This window comes from Streptomyces sp. NPDC059900 (genome assembly GCF_050270335.1).
Taxonomy (GTDB): domain Bacteria; phylum Actinomycetota; class Actinomycetes; order Streptomycetales; family Streptomycetaceae; genus Streptomyces.
In genome coordinates this window covers 1-11,232 of sequence record NZ_JBNNJZ010000258.1, presented here as the reverse complement: position 1 = coordinate 11,232, position 11,232 = coordinate 1, and the positions used below count along the sequence as shown (strand labels likewise).

Genomic DNA, 11,232 nt, shown 5'->3' with positions numbered 1-11,232 from the left:
GCCCCCGACCTGCCCTACGCGGTACGGGCCTGCGCGCTCGCCGAGCTGGCCCAGCGCGGACTCGTCTCGGACGTGGACGGCATCGTCACGCCGGTCTTCGGCGCGCGCACCGGCGACGCGGCCCTGGACCGCCTCCTCGAACTCATCGAGGAGTCCCGGCCCCGCAAATGGCGCGGCTGGATCACCCACAAGTCCCGCCACACCCTGGACCGGGTGCGCGACCAGCTGGTCGCCGAGGGCTTCCTGCGCACGGAGCGCACCCGGATCCTCTGGATCTTCCCCTCCCGGCGGTACGAGCTGGAGCGCGCCGGGTACGTCGAGGTCCTGCACGCCGAGGCGCTCGCCGTGCTGCGCGGTCCGGTGCCGGTGTCCGAGGTGCCCGCGGGCGACGCGGCCCTCGTCGTGTGCGCGGCGACGGGCAAGCTGCGCGGCGTCATCCCGGGCAAGGAGCGCAGGCAGCACAAGGACCGGCTCGACGAGCTCACCGAGCGCAGCGGGGCGCCCGCTCCGGGGCTGCCCGAGGTGATGCGCAGGCTGCGCAAGGCGCTGGCCTCGGCGGTCACGGCCGCGGAGGCGGCCAGGTCCGGCGGCAGCGGGGGCGGTTGAGGGGGCCGCGCGAGGAGCGGTGCGAAGGGCCGCGCGGCGCGGACGTACAGGTCGGATTCACGCCAGCCCGGGTCCGTACGGCGCTGATTGAGTGATCGCATGACGACGACGAACCTTCGTGATCAGGCGGCGGCATTCCGGGCCCTGCACATCGCCGGCCGGCCGCTCGTGCTGCCGAACGCGTGGGACGCGGCCGGCGCCCGCATCATCGAGGCCGCCGGAGCCGCGGCCGTGGCCACCACCAGCGCCGGTGTCGCGTGGGACCTGGGGGCCGCGGACGGCGACCGGCTCGGCAGGGACCGCGCGCTCGGGGCGGTCGCCGTGATCGCGGCGGCGGTCTCGGTGCCGGTGACCGCCGACATCGAGAGCGGCTACGCGGCGGACCCGGCGGGTGTCGCCCGCACGGTGCGCGAGGTGCTCGCCGCGGGCGCCGTCGGCGTGAACATCGAGGACGCGCTGTACGAAGGGGACCCGCTGTACGAGGAGGGCGCACCGCTGCGTTCGGTCGCCGGGCAGGCGGAGCGCATCGCGGCGGCCCGCGCGGCCGCCGACGCGGCGGACGTGCCGCTGTTCGTCAACGCGCGCGTCGACACGTATCTGCGGGGCGTGGGAGAGCCGGCGGACCGGGCGGGCCTGACCCTGGAGCGGGCTGCCGCCTTCCTTGCCGCCGGAGCGGACGGGATCTTCGTGCCGGGCGCCGTGGACCCGGAGACGGTGAAGACGCTCGTCGAGGGCATCGAAGGACCGCTCAACGTGATGGCGGGCCCCGGTGCGCCGTCGGTCGCCGAGTTCGCCGGTCTGGGCGTCGCGCGGATCAGTGTGGGCCCGGGCATCGCACAGGCCGCGCACGCGGTCGTGCGCGAAGCCGCGCGTGAGCTGCTCGCCGAGGGCACGTACGCGTCGCTGGCGGGCGGCCTCGACTACGGGGAGCTGAACACGCTGCTCGCCGGGTGAGGGCGGGGGTGCCGCGGGTGACGGTTCAGCGGGCCTGCCGCGGGCTCAGCAGGCGTCCCGCATCAGCTCGGCGAGGTCGTGGTCCAGGTCGACGTGCAGATGCTCGTCGCCCGCGGGAACCAGGGCCAGCGTGCGGTGCAGGAAGCGGCGCAGCTCGCCGGTGCGGATGTGGACGATCGCGGTGCCCTCCGGGGCGTGGAACTCCACGACCGTGCGGTCGAAGCCGTACGGCCGGACGCGAACGTCGCCGTCGCCCACCGCCTGCTCCATGCCCAGGGTGAGCAGCTCGCGGGCGAAGGTCCAGTAGACCTCGATGCCTTCGAGGGTCGCCGGGGCGGGGAAGCTCATGCGAACGGCGAACGGATCATTCCGGTCGTAGTGCAGCGACGCGGGAATCGTCGGCATCCGCGGTGCGGCGGCGACGAGGCGGGCCTCTACGGCTTGATCGATGCTGGTGGACAAGGCCTGCTCCCTCAACTACAGCTGGACGACTCGGGTCGACACTGGGATAGACGTCGGAATGACGGAATCCGTGCACGCGAATACAGAGTGACCTCGGTCACCGCGTGCTCTTCACCGTCTTCACAGAAATCGCGGAAGGAATCATGAGTTCCGGTGGTAACTTCGCCGGCCATGAAGTCCTTGGGGAAGACGAGAGGGTCGCGGCGCGTGGGTCGCATGGTGTCGGCGGGGCTGTGCGGGGCCGCTCTCGCCGCGACGGCGCTGGCCGCGCCGCAGGCCGCCGGAGCAGTCCCCGCAAGCCCTGTGGGCCTTTCGCAGCAGCGCGGCGGCTGGGATCTCAAGGACAGCGGAACCGACGTGCGCTTCCGCGGTCTGGCCGCCGTCAGCCACCGGACGGCGTGGGCGGCGGGCACGAAAGGCACCGTGCTGCGTACCTCGAACGGGGGCGGCACATGGCGCAACGTCTCTCCGCCCGGAGCCGGGGAACTGGAGTTCCGCGACATCCAGGCGTTCGACGGGCGCCGCGCGGTGGTCCTCGCCATCGGCGAGGGCGAGGCCTCGCGGGTCTTGCGCACGGCGGACGGCGGGGCGACCTGGACGGAGTCCTTCCGCAACACCGACCCGAAGGCCTTCTACGACTGCATGACGTTCTTCGACCCGCGCCACGGCCTGGCCATGAGCGACCCGGTGGACGGCAAGTTCCGCATCCTGTCCACCGCTGACGGCGGCCGCTCCTGGAAGGTCCTGCCCGACAAGGGCATGCCCGCCGCACAGGAGGGCGAGGCGGGCTTCGCCGCGAGCGGCCAGTGCCTGGTGAGCTCCGGCTCCCGCGACGTATGGCTGGCCACCGGGGGAGCGGCACGCGCGCGTGTCCTGCACTCGTCCGACCGCGGCCGCACCTGGACGGCCACCGACGCCCCGGTCCCGGCGGGCGACCCGGCGCGCGGCGTCTTCGGCCTCGCCTTCCGCGACCGTACGCACGGCATCGCGGTCGGCGGCGACTACCGCGCCGACCAGCCGTCGCCGAAGGCCGCCGCCACCACCGGGGACGGCGGCCGCACCTGGACCACGGCGAAGCAGCCCCCGCCCGCCTACCGCTCCGGGGTGGCCTGGCTGCCGGGGAGCCGCCGGGGCGCCCTCGCGGTCGGGCCCACCGGCACCGATGTCACGGCGGACGGCGGGCGCAGCTGGCGGACGGTCGACGCGGGGTCGTACGACACCGTGGACTGCACCCGCGACGGGGCCTGCTGGGCGTCGGGCGAGAAGGGCCGGATCGCGCGCTGGGAGCGGCGGTAGGTGCCCCGCCCGGGCGCCGTCAGGGCAGTACCTGCCGGTAGGGGGCGAGTGCCGGGGCCGTCTTCGTGGCGATGAACTCGGTGATGCGGTACTCGCAGACCTCCGCGAGCACGAAGGGATCGCTCGCGGCGATCTTCTCGACCGCCGCGCGGTCGTCGGCCACGGCGATCAGCACGCCGCCGTCCCGCGGGTTCTTGCGCCCCGACGCGATGACGACGCCCTGCGCGTACAGCTCGTCGAGCCAGGCGACGTGCGCCTGAAGCTCCTTGTCGACGGCGGACACGGGCGCGGTGTAGGTCAGCTCCAGAACGAACATGAGCGCGAGGCTACCGCCGCGCCCCGCCAGGCGTGGCCGCGCCCCGGGGCGTTCGCTTTATCCTGAACGTTCAACCGGTCGCTCCATGGGGCGGCTTAGTGACGCGTGGCCGCCCCATTCCCGCCGGGAGTTCGCTTTGCTGTACAGGAAGACCGCTCTGCGCGTCGCCGCACCCGTGGCCGTGCTCGCCCTCGCGCTGACCGCCTGCGGGGGCGGCGACGGCAAGAAGGACTCCGGCGACGGGGCGAAGGCCGGTGCGCGTGGCACCGGCGAGAGCGCCACCGGCGAGTCGAAGGAGGGCCTCGTCTCACGCGCCTACGAGGTCACCGCGCAGAAGGTCGAGCTGGGCACCGAGGCCGAGACCGCGAAGATGGTGTCGGACCCCGACGAGGCCGAGGGCCTGGTCCCGGCGGTCGCCCATGTGAAGTACACGTACAAGTCCGCCACGCCCCTCGCCACGAGCCCGCGTGTCAGCTACTCCAGCAGGATCTGGGCGGACGGCAGGCGCGGCACCCTGATCGTCGGCGCCGCCGACGGCAAGCAGGGCTGTGAGTCGCCCCGGTCCATCAAGGGCTGGAAGCGGGGCGAGTCCCACGTCCTGTGCGAGACCTATCTGGTGCCCAAGGACGCGAAGGACCTGGAGGTCCACTGGTCCGACCTGGAGGGCCAGGCCTTCGTCTGGAAGTTCGCGGCGGCCAAGTGACCATCTCCCACACGCCCGCCGACTGGCCCGCCGACGAGCAGACCGCCCGCGCCGTCCAGGACGAACTCCGCGCCCGGACCGTGCTCGACGAGACAGGCCCGGCGCCGGGCACGGGCCACGTCACCGGAGTCGACGTCGCCTACGACGACGAGCGCGACATCGTCGCCGCGGCGGTCGTCGTCCTGGACGCCGCGACCCTCGGTGTCGTCGAGGAGGCGACCGCGGTGGGCCGCGTGGCCTTCCCCTACGTGCCGGGTCTGCTCGCCTTCCGCGAGATCCCCGCCGTCCTCGCCGCCCTGGGCAGGCTCGCGGCCGATCCGGGACTGGTCGTCTGCGACGGCTACGGCATCGCGCACCCCCGCAGGTTCGGCCTCGCGAGCCACCTCGGCGTCCTCACGGGGCTGCCCACGATCGGCGTCGCCAAGAACCCCTTCACGTTCGCCCACGAGGCTCCCGGCGCCCCGCGGGGCAGCGCGGCCTCCCTCCTCGACGGAGCGGAGGAGGTCGGCCGCGCCCTGCGCACCCGCGAGGGCGTCAAGCCGGTGTTCGTCTCCGTCGGCCACCGCGTGAGCCTGGACAACGCCTGTGCCCACACCCTGGGCCTGACGCCGCGCTACCGCCTCCCGGAGTCGACGCGGCGCGCGGACGCCCTGTGCCGTTCGGCACTGCGCGAGGCGACCGCTAGCGCGACGCCGCCACCCGGAACCTGAGCCCCGCGGCCTCGAGGCGGGCCGTCAGGGCGTCGCCCATCGCCACGGCGGTGGTCAGCTGCCCGGCCACCGGCGGCAGGTCGTCGACGGCCAGGCACAGCGCGGCCTCGCCCAGCATCTTCGCCGTCTCGTCGTACCCCGGATCGCCGCCCGAGACCTCCGTGAACACGCGCTTGCCGCCGCCCTCGCCGACGAACCGCACGGAGAACCAGCTCTTGGCCCGCCGCTGCTCGTCCGGTCCGTCCCCCGGCTTCATCCGCGAGGACAACCACCGCCGGGCGGGCGGCAGTTGCGCCGCGACCGCGAGACCGCTGACGGCCGCCGCGCCGCCGACCGCGAACGGCAGGGTCTTCACCGCCGCGTAGTGGCGGTAGCGGAAGTCGGGCCCGTAGCGGTCCAGGGCCCGCGCCGAGCGCTGCACCACCTGCGGGTCGATCGTCGGCAGCGGCAGGGCCCAGGCGCCGACCTCGCCCGCGTACCGGGGCGCGCCCGGCGGCGCGTACGCCGTACGGCCCACCACACGGGGCTCGTGGCGGCGCCGGTCACGCGCGGCGGCCATCATCTGCGGCCCGCGGGCGAACTGGTTGAGCGCGGAGGCGAACGTGCCGCCGGAGAACGTCGCGTTGGTGCGCACGAACCCGTCGACGCGCAGCGGCACGCCCTCCGGGAGCTGTTGCACGGTGAAGTACGCGCCCAGATCGTGCGGGATGGAGTCGAATCCGCAGGAGTGCACCAGACGCGCACCCGTCTCCCGGGCCGTCGCGTCGTGCCGCACGTACATGAGGTCGACGAACTCGGGCTCGCCGGTGAGGTCCACGTAGTCCGTGCCCGCCTCCGCGCACGCGGCGACGAGATCCTGGCCATACGTGAGGTAGGGGCCGACGGTCGTGGCCACCACGCGCGCGTGGCCCGCCATCTCGCGCAGGGACGCCGGGTCCGCCACGTCCGCGCGGACGAGGGGGAGCTCCGCGCAGGCCGGGTGGGTGAGCGTGAGCGTGTCCCGCAGCCGCTCCAGCTTCCCGGTGTCACGCCCCGCGATCGCCCAGCGCAGCCCCTCGGGCGCGTGCGCGGCGAGGTACTGGGCGGTGAGCACGCCGACGAAACCGGTCGCTCCGAACAGGACGATGTCGTACGCGCGGTCCGCCGCGCGCTTCTTGCCGTTGCCGTTCTGACTGGTCATGGCACCTCTCTGCCGTGCGCCCCGCGTCGATGTCGGACGCCGAGGCTAGCGCGCGAAGCGGAGACGGCCGCACGGCCCGTCCCCAATTTGTCTAAGCGCTTGCTTGCTAGGGTCTTGTGCGGAGTGGAACACGTTCTTAGCATCACTGGTGTTACATCAGTTGTGTCATAACGCTGGGGGCTCAATGGCAGTTCCGGACAAGGGCGTTCTCGGGCCGCTGGCAGGGGTGCGCGTGGTCGAGCTGGCGGGGATCGGTCCCGGCCCGTTCGCGGCCATGCTCCTCGCCGACCTCGGCGCCGACGTCGTACGCGTCGACCGGCCGGGCGGCGGCGGTCTCGCGATCAATCCCGAGTACGACGTCACCAACCGCAACAAACGCTCCGTGATCGTCGACCTCAAGGCGGCGGACGGCGCGGACCGCGTCCTCGACCTGGTGGACCGCGCCGACGTGCTCATCGAGGGCTACCGCCCCGGCGTCGCCGAGCGCCTCGGGGTGGGGCCCGGCGCCTGTCACGCCCGCAATCCCAAGCTGGTCTACGGCCGGATGACCGGCTGGGGCCAGGAAGGACCGCTCGCCCAGCGCGCCGGACACGACATCGCGTACATCGCGATCACCGGCACCCTCGGCATGATCGGCAACCCCGGCGAGCCGCCCACGGTCCCCGCGAACCTCGTCGGCGACTACGCGGGCGGCTCGCTCTATCTCGTCGTCGGCATCCTCGCGGCCCTGCACCACGCGCGCGAGCACGGCACGGGGCAGGTCGTGGACGCCGCGATCGTCGACGGCACCGCGCATCTCACGTCGATGATCCACGGCATGCTCGCGGGCGGCGGCTGGCAGGACCGGCGCGGCGCCAATCTCCTGGACGGCGGCTGCCCCTTCTACGGCAACTACGAGACCGCCGACGGCGGTTACATGGCCGTCGGCGCCCTGGAGCAGCAGTTCTACGACGAGTTCATCGAACTGCTCGGCCTCACCGGCGAGGCGCCCGCGCGCAAGGACCTCGCGCGCTGGGGCGAGCTGCGCGAGGCGGTCGCCGCCCGCTTCAAGGAGCGCACGCGCGAGGAGTGGACGGCCGTCTTCGAGGGCTCCGACGCCTGCGTGGCGCCCGTGCTCTCGCTGTCCGAGGCCCCCGGCCACCCCCATCTCGCGGCCCGCGGCACCTTCGTCCACCACGGCGGCATCACCCAGCCCGCCCCCGCACCCCGCTTCTCCGCGACCCCCACGCACGTCCGCGGCGGCCCCGCCCAGCCGGGCGCCGACACCGAGGCCGTGGCCCGCGACTGGGACGTACCGGTGCTCGTCCAGCATTCCGGCATCACCACGAAGGAAGACAGCTGATGGAGATCTCCGCACCTCTCGCCTACGCGGGCGATCCGCGGCAGGCCGCCGACGACGTGGCCGCCCTGGAGTCCGCGGGCCTGGACGCCGTCTGGGTGGCGGAGGCGTACGGCTTCGACTCGCCCACCATCATGGGCTACCTGGCCGCGCGCACCGAGCGTATGAAGATCGGCGCCGCGATCCTCAACGTCTACTCGCGCACCCCCGCGCTCATCGCCCAGACGGCGGCCGGACTCGACGCAATCTCCGGCGGCCGGGCGATCATCGGGCTCGGCGCGTCGGGCCCGCAGGTCGTCGAGGGCTGGCACGGAAAGCCGTACGACAAACCCCTGGCCCGCACCCGCGAGGCCATCGAGCTGACCCGGCGCATCCTGCGCCGCGAGGTCATCGACCACCACGGCGTCACGGACATGCCGCTGCCCGCCGAGAAGGGCGGCAAGCTGGGCAAGCCGCTGAAGATCCTCACCCGGCCGGTCCGCCCGGAAGTGCCCCTCTACGTGGCATCCCTGGGCCCCGCCAACGTCCGTATGACCGCGGAGACCGCCGACGGCTGGCTGCCCACCCTGTTCATCCCGGAGAAGGCCCACCAGGTGTGGGGCGCCCCGCTCGCCGAGGGCAAGGAGAAGCGCGATCCGGCGCTGGGCCCCTTGCAGACGGTCGCGGGCGGACTGCTCGCCATCGGTGACGACGCGGCCGCCGCGCGGGATCTGGCCCGCCCGCAAATCGCCCTCTACGTAGGCGGCATGGGCGCACCGGGGAAGAACTTCTACAACGACCTCGCGGTCGCGTACGGCTACGAGAAGGAGGCCGCGCGCATTCAGGAGCTGTATCTCTCGGGCAAGAAGAAGGAAGCCGAGGCCGCCGTCCCGGACGAGTTCTGCGAGCTCATGACGTTGTGCGGGCCCGAGAGCTACGTCCGTGAGCGTGTCGAGGCCTTCCGCGAGGCGGGCGTCACCATGCTCAACGTCATTCCCGTCGGCCCCGGGCCGGCCAAGTCGATCGAGACCGTCAAGGGCTGGCTCTGAAGGCTCCAGGAGGCCGTACGTGAAGCGACAGATCTTTACCGCCGAACACGAGGCGTTCCGCGAGACCGTCCGCACCTTTCTCGCCAAGGAGGTGCTGCCCCACTACGAAGAGTGGGAGAAGGACGGGATCGTCAGCCGTGACGCCTGGCTCGCCGCGGGCAAGCAGGGGCTGCTCGGGCTCGCCGTGCCCGAGGAGTACGGGGGCGGCGGGAACACCGACTTCCGCTACAGCGCGGTCCTCGCCGAGGAGTTCACCCGCGCGGGCGCGGCCGGGCTCGCACTCGGCCTGCACAACGACATCATCGGCCCCTACCTCACCTCCCTGGCCACCGACGAGCAGAAGCGGCGCTGGCTGCCTGGCTTCTGCTCCGGCGAGATCATCACGGCCATCGCGATGACCGAGCCGGGCGCGGGCTCCGACCTCCAGGGCATCCGCACCACCGCCGCCGACCAGGGCGACCACTGGCTGCTCAACGGCTCCAAGACGTTCATCTCGAACGGCATCCTCGCCGACCTGGTGGTGGTCGTCGCCAAGACCAACGCGGAGGGCGGCGCGAAGGGCCTGTCCCTCCTGGTCGTCGAGCGGGGCATGGACGGCTTCGAGCGGGGCCGCAACCTCGACAAGATCGGCCAGAAGTCCCAGGACACCGCCGAGCTGTTCTTCAACGACGTACGCGTCCCCAAGGAGAACCTCCTGGGCGAACTCGACGGCGCCTTCATCCACCTGATGACGAACCTCGCGCAGGAGCGCATGGGCATCGCCGTCGCGGGCATCGCCGCCGCCGAGCACCTCCTGGAGATCACCACCACGTACGTCAAGGAGCGCGAGGCCTTCGGACGCCCGCTCTCCAAGCTCCAGCACATCCGCTTCGAGATCGCCGAGATGGCGACCGAGTGCGCGGTCACCCGCACCTTCCTCGACCGCTGCATCGTCGACCACTCGAACGGCGAACTCGACGCCGTGCACGCGTCGATGGCCAAGTGGTGGGCCACCGAACTGCAAAAGCGCGTCGCCGACCGCTGCCTGCAACTGCACGGCGGATACGGCTACATGACCGAGTACCGCGTCGCCAAGGCCTTCACCGACGGCCGCATCCAGACGATCTACGGAGGTACGACCGAGATCATGAAGGAGATCATCGGCCGCTCCCTGCTCGCCTGAGTCCGCCCCACCCTCACCTGCAGAGTTCTTTGCGAAAGGCTGCTGTCTTGACCACCGAAGCGTACGTATACGACGCGATCCGCACCCCGCGCGGACGCGGCAAGGCCAATGGCGCCCTGCACGGCACCAAGCCGATCGACCTCGTCGTCGGCCTGATCCACGAGATCCGGGCGCGGTTCCCCGACCTGGACCCGGCCGCCGTCGACGACATCGTCCTGGGCGTTGTGGGCCCCGTCGGCGACCAGGGCTCCGACATCGCGCGCATCGCGGCCATCGCCGCCGGTCTTCCCGACACCGTCGCCGGCGTCCAGGAGAACCGCTTCTGCGCCTCCGGGCTCGAAGCGGTCAACATGGCCGCGATGAAGGTGCGCTCGGGCTGGGAGGACCTCGTCCTCGCGGGCGGCGTCGAGTCGATGTCGCGCGTCCCGATGGCCTCGGACGGCGGCGCCTGGTTCGCCGACCCGATGACCAACTACGAGACCGGCTTCGTGCCGCAGGGCATCGGCGCCGACCTCATCGCCACGGTGGAGGGCTACTCCCGGCGTGACGTCGACGAGTACGCCGCGCTGTCGCAGGAGCGCGCCGCGGCGGCGTGGAAGGACAGCCGCTTCGAGAAGTCCGTCGTCCCGGTGAAGGACCGCAGCGGCCTGGTCGTCCTGGACCACGACGAGTACATGCGTCCCGGCACCACCGCCGACTCGCTCGCCAAGCTCAAGCCGTCCTTCAAGGACATCGGCGACCTCGGCGGCTTCGACGCGGTCGCGCTGCAGAAGTACCACTGGGTCGAGAAGATCGACCACGTCCACCACGCGGGCAACTCCTCCGGCATCGTGGACGGCGCCGCGCTGGTCGCCATCGGCTCCAAGGAGGTCGGCGAGCGGTACGGCCTCGCGCCGCGCGCCCGCATCGTCTCCGCGGCGGTCTCCGGTTCCGAGCCGACCATCATGCTCACCGGTCCCGCCCCGGCCGCCCGCAAGGCGCTTGCCAAGGCCGGTCTGACCATCGACGACATCGACCTCGTCGAGATCAACGAGGCGTTCGCGGCGGTGGTCCTGCGCTTCGTGAAGGACATGGGCCTGTCCCTGGACAAGGTCAACGTCAACGGCGGCGCGATTGCGTTGGGCCATCCCCTGGGCGCCACGGGGGCGATGATCCTGGGCACGCTGGTCGACGAGCTGGAGCGCCAGGACAAGCGGTACGGCCTGGCCACGTTGTGCGTCGGCGGAGGCATGGGGATCGCCACGATCGTGGAGCGCATCTCCGGCTAAGCGCCACGGGACTGACGTCCGTCGCCGACCGCGGGTGCTTCGTGGCTGGTCGCGCAGTTCCCCGCGCCCCTGAAAGTCGCGGCTTCGCCGCGCTTTCCCCTCGAGGAGTCAGCGCACGCAGTGCGCGTCTCCTCAGGGGCGCGGGGAACTGCGCGAGCAACCCACCACGACCCGCAGTCGGCAACGCACAGGTCAGCCCACCCCAGTC

The 11,232-nt window shown here is 72.4% G+C and carries 12 protein-coding genes; 9 read left to right on the top strand and 3 right to left on the bottom strand.

Annotated elements, in window-relative coordinates; genetic code table 11:
• Positions 1 to 606 (top strand): GOLPH3/VPS74 family protein (locus tag ACQKIP_RS27675; RefSeq protein ID WP_427744403.1); only part of this gene is annotated, 606 nt, incomplete at its 5' end.
• 99 nt (positions 607 to 705) lie between these two features.
• Positions 706 to 1,560, top strand: coding sequence for an isocitrate lyase/PEP mutase family protein (locus tag ACQKIP_RS27670; protein WP_365855325.1), 855 nt, complete (start codon positions 706 to 708; stop codon positions 1,558 to 1,560).
• A gap of 45 nt (positions 1,561 to 1,605) precedes the next feature.
• Here the strand turns inward: ACQKIP_RS27670 and ACQKIP_RS27665 are convergent, their stop codons facing one another.
• Positions 1,606 to 2,022, bottom strand: a complete 417-nt coding sequence (locus ACQKIP_RS27665; protein WP_365855323.1) for an SsgA family sporulation/cell division regulator — start codon at positions 2,020 to 2,022, stop codon at positions 1,606 to 1,608.
• Between the two features lie 216 nt (positions 2,023 to 2,238).
• Between ACQKIP_RS27665 and ACQKIP_RS27660 the strand changes: the two genes are divergently transcribed.
• On the top strand, positions 2,239 to 3,318 hold the full coding sequence (locus tag ACQKIP_RS27660) for a WD40/YVTN/BNR-like repeat-containing protein (RefSeq protein ID WP_365855797.1): 1,080 nt from the start codon (positions 2,239 to 2,241) through the stop codon (positions 3,316 to 3,318).
• A gap of 19 nt (positions 3,319 to 3,337) precedes the next feature.
• On the opposite strand, the gene ACQKIP_RS27655 is transcribed toward ACQKIP_RS27660, so the two are convergent.
• Positions 3,338 to 3,634, bottom strand: a complete 297-nt coding sequence (locus tag ACQKIP_RS27655; protein ID WP_365855321.1) for a YciI family protein — start codon at positions 3,632 to 3,634, stop codon at positions 3,338 to 3,340.
• A 136-nt stretch (positions 3,635 to 3,770) separates the two neighbouring features.
• On the opposite strand from ACQKIP_RS27655, the gene ACQKIP_RS27650 reads away from it, so the two are divergent.
• Positions 3,771 to 4,337 carry a hypothetical protein gene (locus ACQKIP_RS27650; protein WP_365855319.1) on the top strand — a complete coding sequence of 189 codons (567 nt, stop codon included), beginning with the start codon at positions 3,771 to 3,773 and terminating at the stop codon, positions 4,335 to 4,337.
• Positions 4,334 to 5,047: an endonuclease V gene (locus ACQKIP_RS27645; protein WP_365855317.1), complete on the top strand. Its 714-nt coding sequence runs from the start codon at positions 4,334 to 4,336 to the stop codon at positions 5,045 to 5,047. Before ACQKIP_RS27650 ends, ACQKIP_RS27645 begins: the two co-directional genes overlap by 4 nt.
• On the opposite strand, the gene ACQKIP_RS27640 is transcribed toward ACQKIP_RS27645, so the two are convergent.
• Positions 5,019 to 6,227, bottom strand: coding sequence for a saccharopine dehydrogenase family protein (locus tag ACQKIP_RS27640; RefSeq protein WP_365855315.1), 1,209 nt, complete (start codon positions 6,225 to 6,227; stop codon positions 5,019 to 5,021). The two genes, ACQKIP_RS27645 and ACQKIP_RS27640, sit on opposite strands and share 29 nt — an antisense overlap.
• Positions 6,228 to 6,411: 184 nt before the next feature.
• Here ACQKIP_RS27640 and ACQKIP_RS27635 point away from each other — a divergent pair, with 184 nt between their 5' ends.
• From ACQKIP_RS27635 to ACQKIP_RS27620, 4 genes are read left to right on the top strand one after another with little or no spacing between them, the layout of a single operon-like run.
• A complete protein-coding gene (locus ACQKIP_RS27635; RefSeq protein WP_365855313.1) occupies positions 6,412 to 7,569 on the top strand; it encodes a CaiB/BaiF CoA transferase family protein in 1,158 nt (385 codons plus the stop codon).
• Positions 7,569 to 8,594: an LLM class F420-dependent oxidoreductase gene (locus tag ACQKIP_RS27630; protein ID WP_365855311.1), complete on the top strand. Its 1,026-nt coding sequence runs from the start codon at positions 7,569 to 7,571 to the stop codon at positions 8,592 to 8,594. The genes ACQKIP_RS27635 and ACQKIP_RS27630 overlap by 1 nt, the downstream gene beginning before the upstream one ends.
• A 19-nt stretch (positions 8,595 to 8,613) precedes the next feature.
• Positions 8,614 to 9,756 carry an acyl-CoA dehydrogenase family protein gene (locus tag ACQKIP_RS27625; protein ID WP_365855309.1) on the top strand — a complete coding sequence of 381 codons (1,143 nt, stop codon included), beginning with the start codon at positions 8,614 to 8,616 and terminating at the stop codon, positions 9,754 to 9,756.
• A 47-nt stretch (positions 9,757 to 9,803) separates the two neighbouring features.
• A complete protein-coding gene (locus tag ACQKIP_RS27620; protein WP_365855307.1) occupies positions 9,804 to 11,024 on the top strand; it encodes an acetyl-CoA C-acetyltransferase in 1,221 nt (406 codons plus the stop codon).
• The last annotated feature ends 208 nt before the right edge of the window (positions 11,025 to 11,232 follow it).